19 protein-coding genes and 3 pseudogenes are annotated in these 22,662 nt (G+C 49.2%); 18 read left to right on the forward strand and 4 right to left on the reverse strand.

Annotated features, from left to right (window positions below; all coding sequences use genetic code 11):
* Nucleotides 1–28 precede the first annotated feature (28 nt).
* From EA26_RS05210 to EA26_RS05235, 6 genes are all read left to right on the forward strand, one after another.
* Nucleotides 29–757: a response regulator gene (locus EA26_RS05210; protein ID WP_039424949.1), complete on the forward strand. Its 729-nt coding sequence runs from the start codon at nucleotides 29–31 to the stop codon at nucleotides 755–757.
* A gap of 12 nt (nucleotides 758–769) precedes the next feature.
* Complete coding sequence (locus EA26_RS05215) at nucleotides 770–2,206, forward strand: ATP-binding protein (RefSeq protein ID WP_039424951.1); 1,437 nt, start codon at nucleotides 770–772, stop codon at nucleotides 2,204–2,206.
* Nucleotides 2,207–2,325: 119 nt separating this feature from the next.
* A complete protein-coding gene (locus tag EA26_RS05220; RefSeq protein ID WP_039424954.1) occupies nucleotides 2,326–3,573 on the forward strand; it encodes an ABC transporter substrate-binding protein in 1,248 nt (415 codons plus the stop codon).
* Nucleotides 3,574–3,684: 111 nt separating this feature from the next.
* The gene (locus tag EA26_RS05225) at nucleotides 3,685–4,608 is read left to right on the forward strand and encodes a carbohydrate ABC transporter permease (protein WP_039424957.1); all 924 of its coding nucleotides are present in this window, start codon (nucleotides 3,685–3,687) and stop codon (nucleotides 4,606–4,608) included.
* A complete protein-coding gene (locus EA26_RS05230) occupies nucleotides 4,605–5,462 on the forward strand; it encodes a carbohydrate ABC transporter permease (protein WP_039424960.1) in 858 nt (285 codons plus the stop codon). The genes EA26_RS05225 and EA26_RS05230 overlap by 4 nt, the downstream gene beginning before the upstream one ends.
* A gap of 5 nt (nucleotides 5,463–5,467) precedes the next feature.
* Entirely contained in the window at nucleotides 5,468–6,580 is a 1,113-nt protein-coding gene (locus EA26_RS05235) for an ABC transporter ATP-binding protein (protein ID WP_039424963.1), read from the forward strand.
* On the opposite strand, the gene EA26_RS21860 is transcribed toward EA26_RS05235, so the two are convergent.
* Nucleotides 6,577–6,753 carry a hypothetical protein gene (locus EA26_RS21860; RefSeq protein WP_156478459.1) on the reverse strand — a complete coding sequence of 59 codons (177 nt, stop codon included), beginning with the start codon at nucleotides 6,751–6,753 and terminating at the stop codon, nucleotides 6,577–6,579. The genes EA26_RS05235 and EA26_RS21860 overlap by 4 nt on opposite strands.
* 255 nt (nucleotides 6,754–7,008) lie before the next feature.
* Between EA26_RS21860 and EA26_RS05240 the strand changes: the two genes are divergently transcribed.
* The 3 genes and pseudogenes from EA26_RS05240 to EA26_RS05250 form a co-directional block, all read left to right on the forward strand.
* Nucleotides 7,009–8,007 (forward strand): TRAP transporter substrate-binding protein, encoded by a 999-nt coding sequence (locus tag EA26_RS05240; RefSeq protein WP_039424965.1) that lies wholly within the window; start codon nucleotides 7,009–7,011, stop codon nucleotides 8,005–8,007.
* A gap of 57 nt (nucleotides 8,008–8,064) precedes the next feature.
* Nucleotides 8,065–8,733, forward strand: a complete 669-nt coding sequence (locus tag EA26_RS05245; RefSeq protein ID WP_039424966.1) for a TRAP transporter small permease — start codon at nucleotides 8,065–8,067, stop codon at nucleotides 8,731–8,733.
* A 3-nt stretch (nucleotides 8,734–8,736) separates the two neighbouring features.
* Nucleotides 8,737–9,477: pseudogene (locus tag EA26_RS05250) on the forward strand (TRAP transporter large permease); the annotation flags it as partial.
* On the opposite strand, the pseudogene EA26_RS05255 reads toward EA26_RS05250, so the two are convergent.
* Nucleotides 9,472–10,786, reverse strand: a pseudogene (locus tag EA26_RS05255) (sensor histidine kinase); the annotation flags it as partial. The pseudogenes EA26_RS05250 and EA26_RS05255 sit on opposite strands and share 6 nt — an antisense overlap.
* Nucleotides 10,787–10,874: 88 nt before the next feature.
* Between EA26_RS05255 and EA26_RS22485 the strand changes: the two are divergent.
* The 8 genes and pseudogenes from EA26_RS22485 (at nucleotide 10,875) to EA26_RS05290 (ending at nucleotide 20,121) form a co-directional block, all read left to right on the forward strand.
* Nucleotides 10,875–11,075, forward strand: a pseudogene (locus EA26_RS22485) (hypothetical protein).
* 256 nt (nucleotides 11,076–11,331) lie between these two features.
* Nucleotides 11,332–12,630: a trigger factor gene (tig, locus tag EA26_RS05260; RefSeq protein ID WP_039424968.1), complete on the forward strand. Its 1,299-nt coding sequence runs from the start codon at nucleotides 11,332–11,334 to the stop codon at nucleotides 12,628–12,630.
* Between the two features lie 105 nt (nucleotides 12,631–12,735).
* Entirely contained in the window at nucleotides 12,736–13,362 is a 627-nt protein-coding gene (clpP, locus tag EA26_RS05265) for an ATP-dependent Clp endopeptidase proteolytic subunit ClpP (protein WP_039424971.1), read from the forward strand.
* Nucleotides 13,363–13,432: 70 nt separating this feature from the next.
* Entirely contained in the window at nucleotides 13,433–14,713 is a 1,281-nt protein-coding gene (gene clpX, locus EA26_RS05270; RefSeq protein WP_039424974.1) for an ATP-dependent protease ATP-binding subunit ClpX, read from the forward strand.
* A gap of 115 nt (nucleotides 14,714–14,828) precedes the next feature.
* On the forward strand, nucleotides 14,829–17,180 hold the full coding sequence (lon, locus tag EA26_RS05275; RefSeq protein ID WP_039424977.1) for an endopeptidase La: 2,352 nt from the start codon (nucleotides 14,829–14,831) through the stop codon (nucleotides 17,178–17,180).
* A gap of 193 nt (nucleotides 17,181–17,373) precedes the next feature.
* A complete protein-coding gene (locus EA26_RS05280) occupies nucleotides 17,374–17,646 on the forward strand; it encodes an HU family DNA-binding protein (RefSeq protein ID WP_039424980.1) in 273 nt (90 codons plus the stop codon).
* A 176-nt stretch (nucleotides 17,647–17,822) separates the two neighbouring features.
* Complete coding sequence (gene ppiD / locus EA26_RS05285; RefSeq protein ID WP_039424983.1) at nucleotides 17,823–19,682, forward strand: peptidylprolyl isomerase; 1,860 nt, start codon at nucleotides 17,823–17,825, stop codon at nucleotides 19,680–19,682.
* 133 nt (nucleotides 19,683–19,815) lie between these two features.
* Nucleotides 19,816–20,121: a ComEA family DNA-binding protein gene (locus EA26_RS05290; protein ID WP_039424984.1), complete on the forward strand. Its 306-nt coding sequence runs from the start codon at nucleotides 19,816–19,818 to the stop codon at nucleotides 20,119–20,121.
* A gap of 39 nt (nucleotides 20,122–20,160) precedes the next feature.
* Here the strand turns inward: EA26_RS05290 and rrtA are convergent, their stop codons facing one another.
* Complete coding sequence (gene rrtA / locus EA26_RS05295; protein ID WP_039424987.1) at nucleotides 20,161–20,712, reverse strand: rhombosortase; 552 nt, start codon at nucleotides 20,710–20,712, stop codon at nucleotides 20,161–20,163.
* Between the two features lie 3 nt (nucleotides 20,713–20,715).
* On the opposite strand from rrtA, the gene EA26_RS05300 reads away from it, so the two are divergent.
* A complete protein-coding gene (locus tag EA26_RS05300; protein WP_039424991.1) occupies nucleotides 20,716–21,327 on the forward strand; it encodes a tRNA-uridine aminocarboxypropyltransferase in 612 nt (203 codons plus the stop codon).
* Here the strand turns inward: EA26_RS05300 and EA26_RS05305 are convergent.
* Entirely contained in the window at nucleotides 21,324–22,643 is a 1,320-nt protein-coding gene (locus EA26_RS05305) for an anti-phage deoxyguanosine triphosphatase (RefSeq protein ID WP_052079185.1), read from the reverse strand. The genes EA26_RS05300 and EA26_RS05305 overlap by 4 nt on opposite strands.
* Nucleotides 22,644–22,662 lie beyond the last annotated feature (19 nt).

The following is a 22,662-nucleotide window of genomic DNA, read 5'->3' on the forward strand; positions in this document are numbered from 1 at the left end:
AATAAATTGTAATGATAGGTAGAGGCGAATGCAGGAAGTAAGCCGAATTTTGGTGGTTGACGACGACGAAGAGATCCGTGAGCTGTTGGATGAGTATTTGACGCGCAGCGGATATCAGGTGACAACCGTCGCCGATGGTGTACAGCTCAAAGCACATCTTAGCCAAGAGGGCTTTCCGGATTTGATCCTGCTCGACATCATGCTGCCCGGCGAGGATGGCTTTAGCTTGTGCCAGTACATTCGTCGTGAATCGAGTGTGCCGATCATTATGCTTACCGCTGTCTCGGAAGAGACTGACCAGATCATTGGTTTAGAAATTGGCGCTGATGACTACATCGCGAAACCGTTTAATCCGCGCCACCTAATTGCCCGCATCAAAGCGGTGTTGCGCCGTATGCAAGTTCGGCAAGAAAAGAGCAGTGATACGCTGCCGAAGCAGATTCTGTTCGGCGATTGGAGCCTAGACACTCTAGCCCATCGCCTTACCCATCAGGAAACGCAAACGCAACACGAGCTCTCAGGCAGTGATTTTGCTTTACTGATGCTGTTTCTGACTCGGCCAAATGAGGTGCTGGATCGCGACACTATCTCCTATGCAACCCGAGGGCGAGAATCACTGCCATTCGAGCGCGGTATCGATGTGCAGTTGAGCCGTTTGCGCCAGCGTTTGGGCGACAGTGCGCGCTATCCGCACTACATCAAAACCATGCGCGGCAACGGTTACATTCTCTCTGTCCCTGTCAGTTATGAACATTAAGCGAGATGAGTGATGCTGCGATTCAGGCCCCATTCCTTGGTTGCGCGAACCTTGATGTTGACGCTACTGGCGGTGGTGATTGCCCAAGGCATCGCCACCGCGATTTGGTATAGCCAGTCGAAACAGAAAGAGCTTGAAGGGATCCGCTCGACGTCAGCCAGCATGGCGAGCATGTTTGCTTCGACCGTGACCTTTTTCCAATCTTTACCGGTCAACTACCGCCATATTGTTTTGGATCAGATCCGCAATATGGGCGGGACGCGCTTTTTCGTCTCCTTTAACCGAGAAAAATTACAGGTCGAGCCGATTGAAAATACCCGCTTAAAAGAGGCTTCGGTCAGTGCCATCAAAAGTGTGCTAAGGCAAAAGCTCACGCGAGTCGAATCGGTGTCGGTCGATTTTTCCAGCCCGGAAAAATTACGGCTGCTCAAAAACGACATTTATCTACACGACTTGCCCAAATCGTGGGCGCACCACACCTTAACTTTGGCGCCGATTAACCCGCCTGTGCTGGTGGTGCAAATTGAGCTAAGTAGCCATGAATGGATCTACATTGCTGCGCTTTTACCTGCTCCGTATCTGACCTTGGATGACGAACTGCTTGGGCGAGAGCAGATACTGTTTCTGTTTTTGTCCACCACCCTATTGCTGCTGCTCACCTATGCGATGATCCGTCGGCAGGTGAAACCGCTTAAACGGTTGGCACGTGCGGCCAATGAGATGAGCATGAATATCGAACAGCCGCCGCTGGTGGAGGAAGGGGCGAGTGAACTGGTTACCGCTACGCGCGCTTTTAATCGTATGCAGCAACGTATTCGTCGTTACGTGGCGGATCGTGAGCATCTGTTTTCGGCTATTTCCCATGATTTGAAAACGCCGATCACTCGCCTGCGTCTTAGGGCCGAGCTGTTGGATGATGAGCGTAAACGCAGCAAATTCAATCAAGATTTGGATGAGCTGGAGATGATGGTCAAAGGCGCGCTGCAGTGCGTACGTGACACGGATTTGCATGAAAACAACGACTATATCGATCTCAACGTCATGCTGGAGCAGATCATCGAAAGTTACAATCAGCATCAGATTCGAGTCCTTTTTACCCCGCATCCGATGGAGCCCTTGGTCGCGAAACCTTTGGCCATTAAGCGAGTACTGACCAATTTGCTCGACAATGCGCTCAAGTATGCAGGTAGCGCTGAGGTAGAGTTAGAGGAAAACAATCACTGGGTGAAAGTAACCATCACCGACTCTGGTCCGGGTATTCCCAACCATAAACTGGAAGCGGTGTTTGAGCCCTACTATCGCTTAGCGCATGATACCGAGGGTCATGGTTTGGGGCTGGGTATCTGCCGCAATATTTTGCACGGACACGGCGGAGATCTCACTCTGAGCAATTTGTCAAAAGGCGGCCTGAAAGTGGAAGTACTGATCCCATCAGGGCTCGAAGTGTAATGTAACCTAATTGTTACATTGTGGTTACCGTTTGTTGCAATCCATACGGTTTATTACGGATAGACTGCTCAATATCAGACCAAGCCTGGTCTGACTAAGCCGATACATGGAAGATAACAATGAAAATGACCAAAACCCTACTTACCCTCTCTCTTCTTTCTGCGACTTCATTGGTACAGGCTGGTGAAGTGGAAGTGCTTCACTGGTGGACTGCCGGCGGCGAAGCCAAATCTGCCGCTGTGCTGAAACAGATGCTAGAGCAGCAAGGCCACACTTGGAAAGATTTCGCCGTTGCTGGCGGTGGCGGTGAGTCTGCGATGACCGTCCTCAAAACCCGTGCTGTTTCTGGCAATCCGCCTTCTGCAGCGCAAATCAAAGGCCACGATATCCAAGAATGGGGTGGGCTCGGCTTTTTGACATCACTGAACGCAACGGCAAAAAAAGAGAACTGGGATGGCATTCTTCCTGCCGTGGTCACTAAAGTGATGAAGTTTGATGGTGAATATGTGGCGGTTCCTGTCAACGTGCACCGCGTCAACTGGCTGTGGGCCAACCCAGAAGTGCTGAAAAAGTCGGGCGTTGCGCTGCCCACCACCTTAGATGAATTTTTTGCCGCCGCCGACAAAATCAAAGCCGCGGGCTTTATTCCACTGGCACATGGTGGTCAGCCTTGGCAAGACGCAACGGTATTTGAAGCGGTGGCACTCGATGTCCTTGGCAGCGCCGACTACAACAAAGCGTTTGTCGATCTCGATATGAATGTGCTGTCGGGCGACAAAATGGTCGAAGTGTTTACTAAATTTAAGAAAATGCGCAGTTACATTGATGACAACGCGCCGGGACGTGACTGGAACGTGGCCACGTCGATGGTGATCAATGGCGAAGCAGCGATGCAGATCATGGGCGACTGGGCAAAAGGAGAGTTTTCTGCGGCGGGCAAAGTCGCGGGCAAAGATTACATCTGCGCGCCAGCACCGGGCACTGCGGGGCAGTTTACCTTCAACATCGACAGCTTTGCTTTCTTTGAGCTGAGCAATAAAGCCAACCAAAAAGCGCAGCAAGACTTGGCAAAAACCATTTTGACTAAAGAGTTCCAAGAAGTCTTTAACCTCAACAAAGGCTCCATTCCAGTGCGTCTGGACATGGATATGTCTAAGTTCGACCAGTGCGCGCTGGACTCTATGGCGACCTTCAAAGCCAGTGCTAAGTCGGGCGATCTTGTGCCGAGTATGGCGCACGGTCTTGCCACCACCAGCTACGCGCAAGGGGCCATCTATGACGTGGTGACCAACTTCTTCAACGACAGCAAAGCCGATCCGAAAGAAGCGGCGCAAAAGCTGGCGAAAGCGGTGAAAGCGGCCATCTAACTCCTGGGGCGGGTAGGCTTGTGGGGAGCCTATCTGCCTATTTTCGCCACTCAATACTATGGACAACGGACGACGTTGGCCAAGGCTGAGTGTTTGCTACAAGGAATCGTTATGGAGCATGTTTTGCACGGATCATCTGCCAAAAACGCACCGAAACCGGGTTTTGCCGATCGCTTGCAACATTGGCTGCCAAAAATCGTTTTGGCACCAACGATGCTGGTCACCGTGGTGTGTATTTATGGATTTATTTTCTGGACAGCCGCGTTGTCTATGACCAACTCGCGCTTTTTGCCGAGTTTCAATTTTGCGGGGTTCGATCAGTACGCCAAGCTGATGGACAACGACCGCTGGCTAACTTCGATCACCAATCTGGGGGTGTTTGGGCTGCTATTTATGCTGGTTGCCATCGTTTTGGGCGTAGGGCTGGCGATTCTACTGGACCAAAATATTCGTCAAGAAGGGGCGATTCGTACCATCTATCTCTACCCGATGGCGCTGTCGTTTATTGTCACGGGCACGGCGTGGAAGTGGATTCTAAACCCCGGCCTCGGGATTGAAAAACTGATGCATGATTGGGGCTTTACTGGTTTTAAGTTTAATTGGTTGGTGGACTCCGATATGGCGGTCTATACCTTGGTCATTGCGGCGGTTTGGCAATCGTCTGGCTTTGTTATGGCGATGTTTTTAGCTGGGCTGCGCGGGATTGACTCTTCGATTGTCAAAGCGGCGCAAATTGATGGCGCGAGTCTGCCGACCATCTATTGGAAAATCATTTTACCTTGTTTACGCCCAGTGTTTTTCAGCGCGGTGATTATCACATCGCACATTGCGATTAAGAGCTTCGATTTGGTCACCGCCATGACCGCAGGTGGGCCGGGTTATTCCTCGGATTTACCTGCGCTGTTTATGTACGCGCACTCCTTTACCCGCGGGCAGATCGGCCTTGGCGCAGCCAGTGCCATGATGATGCTGGCGGGCATTCTCGCCATTTTGGTGCCGTATCTTTATTCCGAACTTAGGGAGAAGCGTTCATGAACAGTCAAATGAACTTGGCCCGCCTGACGATTTATGCTGCATTGATTTTCTTCTGCTTGGTGTATCTGATGCCGCTGTTTGTCATGGTGATCACCTCATTTAAAACCTTGCCCGATATCAAAGCAGGCAACTTGATGTCTTTGCCGCAAGAGTGGGTGATGGATGCATGGTACAAAGCGTGGAGCAGCGCCTGTACCGGGGTGAAATGTGAAGGGGTGCAAGGCTATTTTTGGAATTCCTTTCAGATGGTGATCCCTGCCGTAGCCATTTCCACCTTGCTTGGCGCGTTCAACGGCTACGTGGTGACCAAATGGCAATTTCGCGGTTCTAACCTGTTCTTCAGTTTGCTGCTGTTTGGCTGCTTTATTCCCTTTCAGGTGATTTTGCTACCGATGGCGGCTGTGCTGGGAAAACTGGGTTTAGCCAACACCACCACAGGCTTGGTGCTGGTGCACGTTATCTATGGTATGGCGTTTACTACACTGTTTTTCCGCAATTTCTACATTGGCGTACCGGATGAGTTGATCAAAGCTGCCAAGCTCGATGGCGCTGGCTTTTTCACCATTTTCTTTAAGATTTTGCTGCCGATTTCCACTCCCATCATCATGGTGACGGTGATTTGGCAATTTACCGCCATCTGGAACGATTTCCTGTTTGGCGTGGTTTATTCCGGCTCAGAGACGCAGCCGATCACCGTGGCGCTGAACAACTTAGTCAACACCAGTACTGGGGTTAAAGAGTACAACGTCGATATGGCGGCAGCGATCATCGCCGCGCTGCCGACGCTGCTGGTGTATGTATTAGCAGGCAAATATTTTGTGCGTGGTTTAACGGCAGGATCAGTAAAAGGATAAGTAACATGGCAACTCTAGAACTCAAACAGATCCGCAAAACCTACGCGAAAGCGGACATTGAAACCCTCAAGGGAATCGATATCAGTATCGACTCTGGCGAGTTTTTGATCCTCGTTGGCCCATCTGGCTGCGGAAAATCGACCTTGATGAACACCATTGCTGGGCTTGAGAACATCTCCTCAGGGCAAATTGTGATTGATGGGGTTAACGTGGCGGAGGTCGAACCGAAAGATCGCGACATCGCGATGGTGTTTCAATCCTATGCGCTCTATCCCAATATGACGGTGCGCGGCAATATCGAATTTGGCCTTAAGATCCGCAAGATGGCGAAAGCCGAGATCGATGCCGAAGTGCAGCGCGTGGCCGAGATGCTACAAATCGATCACTTGCTGGATCGCAAGCCGTCCCAGCTTTCTGGCGGTCAACGCCAGCGGGTAGCGATGGGGCGAGCACTGGCACGTCGGCCGAAACTCTACCTATTTGATGAGCCGCTATCGAACTTGGATGCCAAACTGCGTGTGGAAATGCGCCATCAAATTAAACGGCTGCATCAGCAGCTCAACACCACAATTGTCTATGTGACGCACGATCAGATAGAAGCGATGACGCTGGCCGATCGCATTGCAGTGATGAAGGATGGCATTTTACAGCAGCTGGGTACCCCGCAGGAGATCTACAACAAACCGGCCAACATGTTTGTCGCCGGATTTATGGGTTCGCCTTCGATGAACTTTATTCACACTATGGTGGATCTGGATGAACAAGATCAGCCCGTGATTAAAGTGACGGGCGGCTGTGGGCAAGAGCATCACATTCGCTTGCCAGTGTCGATGCGGGAGCAAGACGGAAAGCAGGTGGTGATTGGCCTGCGCCCTGAGTACATCAGTGACAAACCGAGTGATGATCAATCGGCGTCGACTTGTCTTAATCTTAAACTAGAGGTTTTGGAACCGACGGGGCCAGACACCATCGCGATGATCAAAGTCAACGATCAAGAAGTGGCGTGCCGTTTATCGCCAGAACTGCAAGCAAAAGTGGGCGATACCGCGCCGCTCTATTTCGACTTGTCTAAAGCGGTTTACTTCGACGCGCAAAGTCAGGCGCGCATCGAGTTCTAACCCGCTTGCGTCGTTTGTGCTTTCTCCGGGCAAACGACGCCTCTATTTGCGTGTCCTCTATCGCGTTCGCAGTTGGCACAGGCTGCGACCGGCACAATCGGGGGAGAGTGACCAGAGCGCTTGCTGTCTGGTGTGAGGACACGCCCTTCCTCTCCATTCCGTTCTCTTTTCACTTACTTATGCTGTTCCTGATTTAAGCACCTGGTATCAATGGGTCATTTCCCACCCTTTAGCGATTTTCAATGGGTCATTTCCCACCCATTTTTAGAATGAATAACCAGTGAAATATTATCTTTTATAAGTGAATTTATTTTATCTCATTGATTCTTAATGGTTATAAAATTGTTAGCAAATGTGGCCTAGTTGTTGCTCTTAGTGAAACATCAGTCCCCAAAGAAGGGGCTGCTTACTTCAACAAGGAGAACACAATGTTTAAACCTCTTACCCTACTTGCTGCTTCTGTTCTTGCCGTGACCAGCTTTAACGCCGCCGCGAACTGTGACCCGGGCGAAATCGTGATCAAGTTCAGCCACGTGACCAACACCGACAAACACCCGAAAGGGATCGCCGCTTCTCTGTTGGAAGAGCGCGTCAATAAGGAGATGAACGGTAAAGCGTGTATGCAGGTTTATCCAAACTCAACCCTTTACGATGACGATAAAGTGCTTGAGGCGATGCTCAACGGTGACGTGCAACTGGCTGCGCCGTCGCTTTCCAAATTCGAGAAGTTCACCAAGAAATACCGCATTTTTGACCTGCCTTTCCTTTTCGATGATGTTGACGCCGTAGACCGTTTCCAAAACTCCGAAGCGGGCGAAAAGCTGAAAAACGCCATGAATCGTCGCGGTATTCGCGGCCTCGAATTTTGGCACAACGGCATGAAACAGATTTCGGCCAGCAAACCCATTATGGTGCCAGCTGATGCCAAAGGCTTGAAATTCCGCGTTCAGGCGTCGGATGTGTTAGTGGCTCAGTTTGAGCAACTTGGCGCGAACCCGCAGAAAATGTCCTTTGCCGAAGTGTACGGTGGTCTGCAAACCAAAGTTATCGATGGTCAAGAGAACACTTGGTCAAACATCTACGGTAAGAAGTTCTTCGAAGTTCAGGACGGCATTACCGAAACCAACCACGGCATTCTGGATTACTTGGTGGTGACATCAACCAAGTGGTGGGATGGCCTGCCAAGCGATGTGCGCAATCAGCTCGCCACCATCTTGAAAGAAGTGACTGAAATGCGTAACGCCGAATCGAACAAAGTGGAGCTGGCGAACAGACAGTACGTGATTGAAGCCGGTGGTGTGGTGCGCACCTTGACGCCAGAGCAGCGCCAAGAGTGGGTCACGGCGCTAACGCCAGTATGGAAAAAGTTTGAAAAAGATATCGGTTCTGATCTGATTGACGCAGCGCTGGCGTCAAATAAGAAATAACGAAAAAGGGCAGGTCTCAGCCGTGAGGCCTGCCAAAAATAAAGAGCGAAAGCGATTATGGAACAATCAATGATGGCCAAAATCGGCCAGTTTACCGACCAAGTCGAAGAGGGATTGATCGCCTTTTTCTTAGGGGCGATGACCTTGCTAACCTTCATCAACGTGGTGATGCGTTACCTGTTTAACGACAACATTTTATGGGCCTTGGAGCTGACGGTGTTTATGTTTGCATGGATGGTGCTGGTCGGCGCGTCCTACGGCGTGAAGAAGCACTTCCATATCGGAGTCGATGTGGTCATCAATAAAGCCCCACCACAAGTTCGCAAAGTGCTGGCGTTGTTGGCCGTGGCTTGTTGTCTGGCGTTTGCCATCCTGCTGCTGATTGGCTCGTGGAATTACTGGTATCCGTTTGCCACTGAACGTGCTTGGTATGAGACCGACGATATTCCGATGCCGGAGATGTTCCAATTTTTATCTGTGTGGTTTAACGAAGGGGAGCTGTATGAAAAGATCCCGCGTTTCCTTCCTTACATGGCTTTGCCTATTGGTATGGGGCTGCTCACTTTCCGTTTTCTCCAAGTGGCTTGGCTTATTGTCACTAATCAACAAGATCGCATGATCGCGGGGCACGAAGCGGAAGAAGATTTAGAGAGCTTGAAAGCGGAGCTAAGCGGCGCAGAAGCCATCATGAGCAAACCGCAACAAACCGACAGCAAGGAGCGTTAATCCATGGATATTCTGATTCTGTTTTTGATGTGGCATTCAGACGCCTCTCTCGCATCGGTGGCGCAGACGTTATTCAATGCTTTTGAAGGACACTACACGCTGCTGGCTATTCCTTTCTTCATTCTGGCGTCGAGCTTTATGTCGACTGGCGGGGTGGCCAAGCGGATTATTCGTTTCGCGATTGCGATGGTGGGTTGGTTTCGTGGTGGCCTAGCGATGGCGTCTGTGGTTGCCTGTATGATGTTTGCCGCGTTGTCGGGGTCTTCACCGGCAACGGTGGTGGCGATCGGTAGCATTGTGATTGCCGGGATGATCAAAAACGGCTACTCGAAAGAGTTTGCCGCCGGGGTGATTTGTAACGCGGGTACGCTCGGTATCTTGATCCCACCTTCTATCGTGATGGTGGTCTATTCGGCGGCAACCGACGTGTCGGTCGGGCGCATGTTCCTTGGCGGCGTGATTCCCGGCCTACTGGCGGGTTTGATGCTGATGGTGGCGATTTACATCGCTGCAAGAGTGAAAAACCTACCTAAGCAACCTTTTGTTGGCTGGAAAGAGGCGATGGCCGCCGCCAAAGACGCCAGTTGGGGCTTACTGTTGGTGGTGATTATTCTCGGCGGTATCTACGGCGGTGTTTTCACCCCGACTGAAGCCGCTGCGGTGGCTGCTGTTTACTCATTCTTTATCGCCAATTTCGTCTACAAAGACATGGGCCCGTTTGCCGACAAAGAGAACACACGTCCTGCGCGCGAATGAACGCAACTGCTGGCTGATCTTCGCCATTCGGTCCGTAAGGGCAGATATCCGGCTGAGGTTGTCATCGACCCGGTCATAGCGTTCTTTGTGCAAAAACAGCTTGCCATTTTCTGCAAAACTGCGAATTGCCGCCAGCGGGTTGTTGAGCTCATGACTGATGCTGGCGGACATTTGCCCCAATACGGCCAGTTTGGCGGCTTGAATCAACTCATCTTGGGTGACGCGCAGCACTTGCTCGGTTTTGGCGCGTTGGGCAATTTCTGCCTGCAATTCGGCAGTGCGTTCCATCACCTGAAATTCGAGCTTTTGATTGGCCTCTTGCTGCAATTGTTCTATTTGACGGTGTTTTTGCTGGCGATGGTAATAAAGCTGTCCCAGCAGAAATAAGATAGCGAAAACCAGTGTCAAGACCAGCAGAGCGCCGAGAGTATTAAACACTATGGTGTGTTTGGATGAGAGCACGCGAATGGTCAGATCCAGCTCAGGTAGTGCATGAGAGGAGACAACCATAGTGGCAGAGCGATAATGACTGCCTTGACGGATTTCACTGTGTTCGTTGGTGAGATCGCCGACAAAATTGAGTGATTCAATTTTTTGGTCGAGATATTGGCGTGACGCGCTGATCTGCGCCAAGGTCTCTTGGCTGAGAGGCGTTAGGCTTTTAAACAGCCAGTCGGGATTACTCGACATAAATACAATCTGGTTGCGGTCGCTGGCGACAAAAATACTGCGCTTTTCACGCCAATTTTCCTCTATCGAGGTAAGATCCATTTTGACCACGACAACGCCAATCGGTGCGCCAGCATACGTCATGGGGTAGGAGTAGTAGTAGCCACGCTGACCAGAGGTTGACCCAAGGGCAAAGTACTGGCTCCGTTCGCCCACAATCGCCTGTTTGAAATAAGGGCGAAAAGCGAAGTTGCGACCAATAAAGGAGCGGTCGAGATTCCAGTTACTTGCGGCAATGGTGTTGCCAAATTGGTCAATCAAATAGGTATCGACCGCTTTGATCACGTGATTGACCTCTTCCACATAGCGATTGGTGACATCGATTTGTGCGCTATTGTCCGGATGAAGCAAGGCTTGGATCAATGGCTCATCTTTGGAGAGCAACTGCGGAATATGGGCGTATTTATCCAATTTATTCTGAATATGGCTAGCAAAGCGCTCTAATTGAGATTGGTGCTGTTGGAGGAGTGAAGCGTAGGTGGTTTGCCAAACCCAATGGCCAGTGAGTATCAATGATAAAAAGGTAAAAGGTGATAAAAATCAAAACAGTGCGTCTGAGTTGTGACATTCCTTGCCTCCAGCTACTGACACGGATAAAGCATCAAGACGAGCCAGCGTAGCGCAAACGCTGACGTGATAAATGTGTTATCGCGTTTATGTTATCGAGTTGTAGAAAATAGTCGCGGAAAAGATCTCAACTCTGTGGAGCAAAACAAGAGCAAGATCTCTTTTTGGGCTTTTGGATAAAAAAAGCTGTCGATTCTCTTGAAAAAGTCGCTATTGTCCCAATCTTAGCGATAAGGCAATACATATTGCGACGTAAATTCGAGTTTTTAGGACAGACATTGCGCACATAGTGGCGATTGGCTCGACAGGGTAGGATCAGATCGTTAGAATGTCGCGTCTGAAATTTCGTCCTGAGACTAATGGGAGATACCTTTGGCCAACCGAAGATATCGCTGATTAGTCAGGTGTGAACTTTCGCACCGTACTCGATTTTTAAAATAGGTGCTCACCAGAGCACAGACAAGGATGCAGCTGGTCAGGGCGCTTTAGCCACCGTCTGGCTCATACGCTCAGAGTAATCTGAGCCATTTTTGAGGTTTATATACAATGCAAGTTACTGTTGAAACGCTAGAAGGCCTACAGCGCCGTCTGAATATTACTGTTCCTGCTGCTAACATCGAAGATGCAGTGACAGCTGAACTACGCAACATCGCGAAAAACCGTCGTTTCGATGGTTTCCGTAAAGGCAAAGTGCCAATGAAGATGGTTGCGAAAATGTACGGTCGCGCAGTACGTCAAGATATCCTAGGTGAAGTGATGCAACGCCACTTCATCGAAGCGATCATCAAAGAGAAAATCAATCCAGCTGGCGCTCCAACTTTCGCTCCTGTTGAGAACAAAGAAGGCGCAGACCTAGTATTCAACGCAACTTTCGAAGTTTACCCAGAAGTAGAACTGAAGGGTCTTGAAAACATCACTGTTGAGAAACCAGCGGTTGAAGTGAAAGACGCAGACGTTGAAGAGATGATCGAAACACTGCGTAAGCAACAAGCAACTTGGAAAGAAGTTGAAGGCGCAGCAGAAATCGGCACTCGTGCAACCATCGACTTCGTTGGCTCCATCGACGGTGAAGAGTTCGAAGGCGGTAAAGCAGAAAACTTCCCACTAGAAATGGGCGCAGGTCGCATGATTCCTGGCTTTGAAGACGGCATCGTTGGTAAGTCTAAAGGCATGGAATTCGAAATCGATGTGACTTTCCCAGAAGATTACCACGCAGAAAACCTAAAAGGTAAAGCGGCGAAATTCGCAATCAAAGTCAACAAAGTAGAAGCGCGTGAACTGCCAGAACTGAACGACGAATTCGTTGCTAAGTTTGGCGTTGCTGAAGGCGGCGTTGACGCTCTGAAAGCTGAAGTTCGTAAAAATATGGAACGTGAACTTAAGCAAGCAGTTAAAAATCGCATCAAAGAACAAGCGATTGACGGCCTTGTAAAAGAGAACGAAATCGACGTACCAGCAGCGCTTATCGACCAAGAAATCAACGTTCTGCGTCAACAAGCGGCTCAGCGCTTTGGTGGCAATGTTGAAGCAGCAATGCAACTGCCACGTGAACTGTTCGAAGAGCAAGCAAAACGCCGCGTTGTGGTTGGCCTGCTGCTAGGTGAAGTGATCAAAGCCGACGAGCTGAAAGTGGATGAAGAGAAAGTGAAAGCACTGATCTCTGAAATGGCGACAGCGTATGAAGATCCAGCAGAAGTGGTTGCTTACTACGAGCAAAACGAACAGCTAATGAACAACATGCGTAACGTTGCTCTAGAAGAGCAAGCTATCGACGCAATCATTGCTAAAGCGCAGGTTTCTGATAAAGAAGTTAGCTTCAACGAGCTAATGAACCAACCAGCTTAATCAGCAATATCGAGCGTAGAAGGTTGACTAAACGTTAACTATTCTGCTAACAATGGTCCGTGTGATAAGCATCATCCGGGCCATTTATTTTAGGGACATAAGAATATGAGCTACCAAGAAAAAAAAGCAATGTCGCCAATTCTTGACGCACTAGTACCCATGGTGGTTGAACAGACTTCCCGTGGTGAGCGTTCTTACGACATCTACTCTCGTTTGCTCAAAGAGCGAGTGATTTTCCTTACGGGACAAGTTGAAGACCACATGGCAAACCTTGTTGTGGCTCAGCTACTGTTCTTAGAATCCGAAAACCCAGACAAAGATATTTTCCTGTACATCAACTCTCCTGGTGGTAGTGTCACTGCTGGTATGTCAATCTACGATACCATGCAGTTCATTAAACCGAATGTGAGCACTGTATGTATGGGTCAAGCGTGTTCAATGGGCGCTTTCCTACTTGCGGGTGGTGCTCCCGGTAAACGTTATGTTCTGCCAAATTCACGTGTGATGATTCACCAGCCTCTGGGCGGTTTCCAAGGCCAAGCGTCGGATATTCAGATCCACGCTCAGGAAATTCTGACGATTAAGAACAAACTCAACCGACTGTTGGCAGAGCACACAGGCCAGCCACTGGAAGTGATTGAGCGTGACACCGATCGTGATAACTTCATGGCGGCAGAACAAGCAGTAGAATATGGATTGGTGGATGCAGTTCTCACTCACCGTGGTGCATAATTGCCTACGCAAGTTGATACGAATTGTTATACACTCAAAGCATAATGAGTAAAGGCTAAGAGGTTAGCGAATGACAGATAAAGGCAAAGAGGGCAGTGGCGGTAAACTGTTATACTGCTCTTTCTGCGGTAAAAGCCAGCACGAAGTTCGCAAGTTAATCGCGGGTCCTTCCGTTTACATCTGTGATGAATGTGTCGACCTTTGTAACGACATCATCCGTGAAGAAATCAAAGATGTGCTTCCAAAGCGTGAATCCGAAGCGTTACCGACGCCGCGTAAAATTCGCGAACATCTTGATGACTATGTAATTGGTCAGGACCGAGCGAAGAAAGTGCTCGCGGTTGCGGTATATAACCACTACAAGCGTTTACGTAATGGTGATACGACTAACGATGGCGTCGAACTGGGTAAGAGTAACATTTTGCTGATCGGCCCAACGGGTAGCGGCAAAACGTTGCTTGCAGAGACGCTAGCGCGTTTCCTTGATGTGCCTTTCACCATGGCAGATGCGACCACATTAACAGAAGCGGGTTACGTGGGTGAAGATGTTGAAAACATCATCCAAAAGCTTTTGCAAAAATGTGACTACGACGTCGCGAAAGCCGAGCGTGGCATCGTTTATATCGATGAGATTGATAAGATTTCTCGCAAAGCGGAAAATCCATCAATTACGCGTGATGTGTCAGGTGAAGGTGTTCAACAAGCACTGCTAAAACTGGTTGAAGGCACCATCGCTTCAGTACCACCACAAGGTGGACGTAAGCATCCTCAGCAAGAGTTTCTCCAAGTCGATACATCGAAAATCCTCTTTATCTGTGGTGGTGCGTTTGCAGGCCTAGATAAAGTGATTGAGAAACGTGTTGCTACTGGTACAGGTATTGGTTTCGGGGCGGAAGTGCGCTCGAAAGATGAAACGAAAACCGTTGGTGAGTTGTTCACTCAGGTTGAGCCTGAAGATTTGGTGAAATATGGTTTGATCCCTGAGTTTATCGGCCGTCTTCCAGTCACAGCTTCATTAACCGAACTGGATGAAGAAGCACTGATTCAGATCCTTTGTGAACCGAAGAATGCGCTAACCAAACAGTACGCGGCGTTGTTCGAACTTGAAGATGCCGAGCTTGAGTTTCGTGAAGATGCACTGCGCGCGATTGCGAAAAAAGCGATGGAGCGTAAAACAGGTGCTCGTGGATTGCGCTCTATTCTTGAGAGCGTACTACTGGAAACCATGTACGAATTGCCATCCATGGATAACGTAAGCAAAGTCGTTATCGATGAATCGGTGATTAACGGTGAGTCAGAACCGCTTTTAATCTACAGCAACGCTGAAAGCCAAGCCGCTGGCGCAGAGTAAGTTCCCAAAACGAAAAAGGAGGTAAGTAATTACCTCCTTTTTTAATTTCTATTATTGAATCCAAATAATTAGCCCCCATATACTGCTCATATCAGTAAGTGGAAGAGAGAATTATATGAACTTGGAACGTTCCGAGCTTATCGAGATCCCCGTACTACCTCTGCGTGACGTGGTGGTTTATCCACACATGGTGATTCCTTTGTTTGTTGGCCGAGAAAAATCCATCAGTTGCCTTGAGTCGGCAATGGAAACCAACAAGCAAGTTCTGCTGGTGGCACAAAAGCAGGCAGATACAGACGAACCTAAGATTGATGACCTCTTTAACGTTGGTACGGTCGCGACCATTTTACAGCTACTGAAATTACCAGATGGCACCGTTAAAGTATTGGTGGAGGGCCAGCAGCGCGCCAAGATCACCCATTTTAAAGAGAGCGAATTTTTCCTCGCAGAAGCGCAATATGTTCTGACTCCAGAGTTGGATGAGCGTGAGCAAGAGGTGATCGTGCGCAGTGCGATCAATCAGTTTGAAGGTTTTATCAAGCTGAACAAAAAAATTCCGCCTGAAGTATTAACTTCATTAGGTGGCATTGATGACGCAGCGCGCCTTGCTGATACCATTGCTGCCCATATGCCCTTAAAACTTCTAGACAAACAGAAGGTGCTTGAAATTGTCGACGTCACCGAACGTTTAGAATTTCTTATGGGACAAATGGAATCTGAGATTGACCTACTGCAAGTTGAAAAACGCATTCGCAATCGCGTCAAGAAGCAGATGGAAAAATCTCAGCGCGAGTACTATCTGAATGAGCAGATGAAAGCGATCCAGAAAGAACTGGGTGAGAGTGAAGACGGCGTTGATGAATTTGAAGTGCTGAAACAGAAGATCATCGATGCAAAAATGCCACAAGAGGCGCGCGAGAAGACCGAACAAGAACTGCAAAAGCTGAAAATGATGTCTCCTATGTCAGCAGAAGCGACGGTAGTTCGTAGTTACATTGATTGGATGGTGAACGTGCCTTGGAACAAACGTTCCAAAGTGAAGAAGGATCTGGCGAAAGCAGAAGAGATTCTTCATGAAGATCACTACGGTCTTGAGCGGGTAAAAGAGCGTATTCTAGAATACTTGGCGGTGCAAAATCGCATCAACAAGTTGAAAGGGCCTATCCTATGTTTGGTCGGTCCTCCAGGTGTGGGTAAAACTTCGTTAGGCCGCTCAATTGCCGCGGCTACAGGCCGTAAGTATGTACGTATGGCGTTAGGTGGGGTGCGTGATGAAGCCGAAATTCGCGGTCATCGTCGTACTTATATCGGCTCATTGCCGGGTAAACTCATTCAGAAAATGGCAAAAGTTGGCGTGAAGAACCCGCTGTTTTTGCTGGATGAAATCGACAAAATGTCGTCGGACATGCGCGGTGACCCGGCGTCGGCGCTGCTCGAAGTACTTGATCCAGAACAGAACAACACCTTCAATGATCACTACTTGGAAGTGGATTACGATCTCTCCGACGTGATGTTTGTCGCGACCTCAAACTCGATGAACATTCCAGGCCCTCTGCTCGATCGTATGGAAGTGATTCGTCTTTCTGGTTACACCGAAGATGAGAAGCTCAACATCGCTAAGCGCCATTTGGTGGCGAAACAGGTTGAACGAAATGGTTTGAAACCGCATGAAATCACCATTGAAGACTCGGCGATTGTTGGCATTATCCGCTACTACACCCGTGAAGCGGGTGTGCGTGGTCTTGAGCGTGAAGTGTCGAAAATCTGCCGTAAAGCGGTGAAGAACATTCTGCTCAAGCCTGAACTGAAGTCGGTGACGGTCACCATGGAAAACTTGAAAGAGTATCTTGGTGTGCAGCGTTTCGATTACGGAAAAGCGGATGAAAGCAACCGCATTGGCCAAGTGACTGGTCTGGCTTGGACAGAAGTGGGCGGTGATCTGCTGACCATTGAAACGCAGGCGATGCCAGGCAAAGGTAAGCTGACGCAAACTGGCTCACTGGGCGACGTGATGCAGGAGTCGATTCAGGCCGCAATGACCGTAGTGCGCTCTCGTGCAGAAAAGTTAGGCATTAACAGCGATTTCTACGAGAAAAAAGACATTCACGTGCATGTACCAGAAGGTGCGACACCAAAAGATGGACCAAGTGCGGGTATCGCAATGTGTACCGCCTTGGTTTCTAGCTTGACGGGTAATCCGGTCAAAGCGGAAGTGGCCATGACAGGTGAAATCACGCTGCGTGGTGAAGTGCTACCCATTGGTGGTTTGAAAGAGAAGCTGCTCGCGGCTCACCGTGGCGGTATCAAAACGGTGTTGATTCCTAAGGATAACGAGCGCGATCTCGAAGACATTCCAGACAATGTGATTGCTGATCTGCAAGTCATTCCGGTGCAGTGGATTGATGAGGTTTTGAAAGTTGCGTTAGAAAAAGACCCAACTGGGGTTGAATTTGACGCGAAAAAATAGTGATGTGCTGCAAAAATAAGTAAAACTTTGCGCTGACAGGTCCGAAAAGGCTTGTCAGCGTTTTTTTTGAGAGCTAACTTAGACCTCGATAGCGGCCAGCCCTTTTGTAATAAGGCTTGGCGCTGATTTTTTGTTTTAATGGAACGAAAGTCATCTAAAAAAATAATCACAGATGGCACAAAGGGGAATAACAGTGAACAAAACTCAACTAGTAGAATCCATCGCTGCAAATGCAGATATCTCTAAAGCGTCAGCAGGTCGTGCCCTGGATGCATTCATTGAAGCCGTAAGCACCACCCTTGAGTCTGGCGAGCAGGTCGCTCTAGTTGGCTTCGGTACGTTTAGCGTACGTACTCGTGCAGCACGCACTGGTCGTAACCCAAAAACGGGTGAAGAAATCCAAATCGCAGAAGCAAAAGTACCTGCATTCAAAGCGGGTAAAGCGCTGAAAGATGCTTGTAACTGATTGCAGTTGAATGGTTTTTGTTCTAACAAATCAGTTTGAAGCAAATTTTGTGTTGTAACAGCCGAACTTTTCTAAATTATGCGCATCCTACCTGATGCGCATTTCTTTTTCTGGTATTATCGCGCGATTAGTTTGTTGAGAAGCAGATGGCTTCGTGAGCGGAGAGTAGTTTAGTTATGATGGATCGATTACGCGAAGGCGTGAATAGCATCGCGGTAAAAATTATCCTAGGATTGATCATCCTTTCATTCATCTTTGCAGGTGTTGGTAGCTACCTAGTCAGCGGTAGCAATAACGCAGCGGCAAAAGTGGGCAACAGAGAAATCGGTCGTGGTGAGTTTGAAATGGCTTACCAGAATGCGCGTAACCGTATGCAATCGCAGATGGGTGATTACTTTACCCAGTTGCTCGCCGATCCTGGTTATGTTGAATCGCTTCGTAGATCGGTACTTAACGAGATGATCAACGATGTATTGCTCGATCAGCAAGCAGAGTCTCTCGGATTACGTATTAGCGACGCGCAGATCCGTACCATTATTTTGAATATGCCAGAATTCCAAGTGGAAGGTAAATTCAACCAAGAAATCTACCAATCAATGTTGCGTCGTGCTGGCCACTCGCCTGATACCTTTGCTGAGTACATGCGTCGCCAGATGGTGCGTAGCCAGTTGATGGAAGCGCTACAAGCCAGTGAGTTTACTCTACCTGGCGAAGTGGATTCTGAAGGTAAGCTGTTTACTCAAACTCGTGACATCCGCTCGATTGTTTTAAATTTGGATGACTTCGCGAGCAAAGTCACGCTCAGCGATGACGAGATTCAACAGTACTACAACGACAACAAAACCAATTTCACTCGCCCTGCGCAAGTAAAAGTGGCTTACATTGAGCTGAATGCACAAGATCTGAAAAAGCAGATTTCAGTATCAGATGAACAAGCGAAGCAGTATTACCAAGAACACTTGGATAAATACTCATCAGAAGAGCAGCGCCGTGTGGCTCACATTCTGGTCGAAGGCGATGATGAAGCGAAAGCACAAGCCATTTTAGATGAGCTTAATGCGGGTGCCGATTTTGCCGCGCTTGCGAAAGAGAAATCCGATGATTTTGCCAGCGCGGAAAATGGTGGCGATCTTGGCTGGATTGAGCGTGATGTGATGGATGCTGCATTTGAAGACGCAGCATTTGCCCTGCAAAAGCCGGGAGAGACGACTGGTCTGGTCAAGTCTGACTTTGGCTATCACATCATCAAGCTTGAAGAGCTGCGTGAACCTGAAAGCAAACCGTATGAGCAAGTGGCAGAGCAGATCAAACAAGAGCTGAGCGATCAGCAAGCGATTGATCAGTTCTACGATCTGCAAAGTGAGCTAGAAAAAGTGGCGTTTGAGTACCCAGATTCACTTGATCAAACCTCTAAAGCGGTTGAAATAGCAGTGCAACGTACCGATTTCATCTCTGAAGTGGATGCGCCTGCTGTGCTGCGTACCCCTGCGGTCATGCAAGCGCTTCAAACCGTTGAAGTGAAGGAAGATGGTCTCAACTCACAAGCGATTGAAATCGCGCCAGAGCACATTGTTGTGGTGCGCGTCGAAGACGCTCGTGCAGAGACGGTGCTACCACTGGATGAGGTGAAATCAAAAGTGGTTGAGGAACTATCGAAAGTCAGAGGCGAGCAACAAGCGATTGAACTTGCGAGCGACTTGGTTGTGGCGCTGAAAGAGGGCAATACTGAGCTTGTGGCTGAAAAAGGCTTAGCCTTTGGCGATGTCGAGCAGATCGATCGCCGTTCACCATTAGCGCAAACCGTGTTTGCGATGGCCAAACCAGACGAAGGTAAAGCTGTTTACGCTCAAACCCGAGACAACGCGGGCAACGTGGTGGTGGTTGCGCTAGAAAAAGTGCAAGAAAGCCTAGACCCAGCGTTGGCACCTCAACTTGCAACGCAACTTCAGCGTATGTCTGCACAACGTGACTTGGCGTCGATCTTGTCTGTTTTGCGTGCTAATACCGATATCGAGTATTACGTCGTGAGCAACTAACTAGTTGTGGTGTAATTGACATGTTACTTAAAACGGGTTGCGAAAGTGACCCGTTTTATTTTTTATCCAACCGCGTTTCTTTCCTTTGTTGGCGTTTGTATAAACAAGCAATACACAATCAAAGGAGAGGTTTATGAAACGGATACTGGTATCTATCGCGCTTGTTTTGAGTTGCTTGTTTTCCTTTACGGCGAACGCTAACGAGGCACCAGCGAAAGTCGACAAGCATGAAGGGATTGAGATCACCGTCAACATCAATAGCGCTAGTGCGGAGGAAATCGCCGCGTTGCTGAAAGGCATTGGGATTAAGAAAGCGCAGCAGATTGTTGCAGATCGCGAAGCGAATGGTCCCTTTCAGTCGGCGGAAGATTTAGCGCGTGTTAAAGGCATTGGCCCGTCAACGGTGGCGAAGAATCAAGAGCGGATCAAGTTGGAGTAGTATTGGCTCGCTACGGTTCCATCTCTGACAAGGCTGGTGTTACACCGGCCTTTTTTTATCGATAACCAGACATATCAGGGCGAAAGCCAAGCCAGAAAGCATACCAAACAGGTGGGCTTCAATCGCCACTCGCGCAGCAATCAGCTCGCTGGTCGAAATTGACGCGCCAAAGCTATGTTCCCACCACACTTTTCCTATCACTCCGACAACCAATAGCCCACTGCTCTTTCGACCATGCAGATACTCTGTCAAGGCATAGTAAGCAAACAGTCCGTGCAAAGTGCCCGAAATACCGACATAGCTCGACATAGAGGTCGAGAGGTTTGCCACACCGACCAGCAGACTAACCAAGCCAAGTAACCAAGCGACGCTTGCCCAACGCGGTTTGAACAGATAACAGATGACCCACAACCCCGCGAGATTCATCGCCAAATGGGCAAAGTTGGTATGAGTGAAATTTCCTGTTAGGATTCGCCACCATTGCCCTTGCTCGATGGCCAATTTATTCCACTCAGCGAGCTCACTCAACGCGGGATATTGCAGCGCAAGGCACACGGCACTGATAATTGAAAGAAAGATAAAAAGGTTCACTCTATGTCCCGTTATTGTTCCCGATGTGGTAAAGCGAAAAAAGCCTGTCTGTGTCAGTGGATTCGTGCACTGCCAGCAGATACCGAACTTATCATTCTTCAACATCCGAGTGAAGAACATCGTCCATTGGGCAGCGCGAGAATTCTCTCGCTCTCTCTCGCCAATAGCCGCAGCTTTATCGGAGAGGACTTCACACACCATCAAGAGCTGAACCATCTGCTTTGTGAAGAAGGTTACCAACACTGGCTGCTTTATCCCAGTGACAAGGCGTATCCACTCAGTGACCTTACGCAGAAAAACGCCGCAACGGGCAAACTCAGGGTGATTTTACTGGACGGAACCTGGAAGAAAGCGTTTAAAATGTGGCAGTTATCGAGCAACTTGCATGCATTGCCTTGCGTCAAGCTGCCAGACAATCTGGTTGGCAATTACGTGATTCGTAAAGCGCCGAGTGAAAACAGTTTGTCGACGCTGGAAGCGGGCTATCATCTTTTGTCTCTGCTTGAGCCACAGCGCGACTTCACGCCATTACTGACGGCATTTCACAATATGATTGAGTTTCAAATTGCGCAAATGCCGCCTGGGGTGTTTGAGCAAAACTATCGTAAACGTTAATGGTGTGAAGAGAAGAGCTGCTGGTGTAAACGCTGTGCATGGCCGTCGGTCATCAAGGAGATGTAGTCGGCGATCACCCGCATCTGAGCACTTTCCTCTTGCGCTGCTTGCCAAAGCTGCCGGGTTGTAATCGGCAGTAAGCGTTTGGGATCAGCGTTAAAGGCTTCAAAGAGGTCCATGATGATCTGTTGGCCCTTATATTCGACAATCTGCACCTGTGGGATCTGAATGACGTAGTGGCTGACGAAGTTTTTGAGTATGGTCAGTGCTTGGTCCATTCCCGGCTCAAGAAAGGCGTTGTACGCCAGCAGTTCGCTGGCAAAATCAGCGTTTACGCGCTGGACACTGATGCTGGTTAGTAGCGCATTGACCATGCCGCCGATGGCATCTTTTCTTTGATGGTGTTTACCGCTAAACAGCATGTCACCAATCGAACTAAGATGTTGTTCAAACCAAGCATCACCACAATCCGCCAGTTTACTGGCCGTGCCTTCTTGCCATTGCCCGCGATTGACCAAACCCAGCACAATAGCATCTTCGAGGTCGTGCACACCGTAGGCGATATCATCGGCCAGCTCCATGATCGAACAGTCGAGAGATTTGAAGCGCGTTTTACGATGAGCACAAGGATTTTCTGGCGCGATGCGCATTTGGCCAAGCAACTGCTGGTCATGGGTGTTAAGTGGCGCCAACACCCATTCAAACAGCGCTCGGTCACAGTCATAAATGCCTTTCGCGGGCATCCAGTCACTGGCTTTGAGCTGTCTCTGGTGGGAAACCGCTTTAGGTTGCACGAGCGCTTGAGTTTGACTGATAAGAGCGGGGTATTTGATCAAACCCAATAGAGTGCGGCGTGATAAATTCATGCCGAAATGTTCGGTATACGGCTCCAGTTGGGTCACAATGCGAAAGGTCTGCGCGTTGCCCTCAAAGCCCCCGTGGTTGCGCATCATGTAGTTCAGCGCGATTTCACCGCCATGCCCATAGGGTGGATGGCCGATATCATGAGCAAGGCAAAGTGAGTCGATCAAGCTTTCAGTTGGCAGCAGATCGCGAAACTCCGCTTGTTTCTTCTTAATTTGCGCGACAATGCCGCTACCCAGTTGCGCTGCTTCTAGCGAATGGGTGAGGCGAGTGCGGTGAAAATCTTCCAGACTGTTGCCATGCACTTGGGTTTTGGCTTGCAGGCGACGAAAAGCGGCCGAGTGCAGTATTCGCGCCCGGTCACGTTGATAGGGGCTGCGGTGATCGTCTCTGCGGATCTTATGTTCATCATCATGGCGTTCCAGCCATTGTGGGCTAAGGGTTACTTGCACTGTCTTGCTCCGCTTGGGA

Source organism: Vibrio navarrensis (assembly GCF_000764325.1).
GTDB classification, from domain to species: Bacteria; Pseudomonadota; Gammaproteobacteria; order Enterobacterales; family Vibrionaceae; genus Vibrio; species Vibrio navarrensis.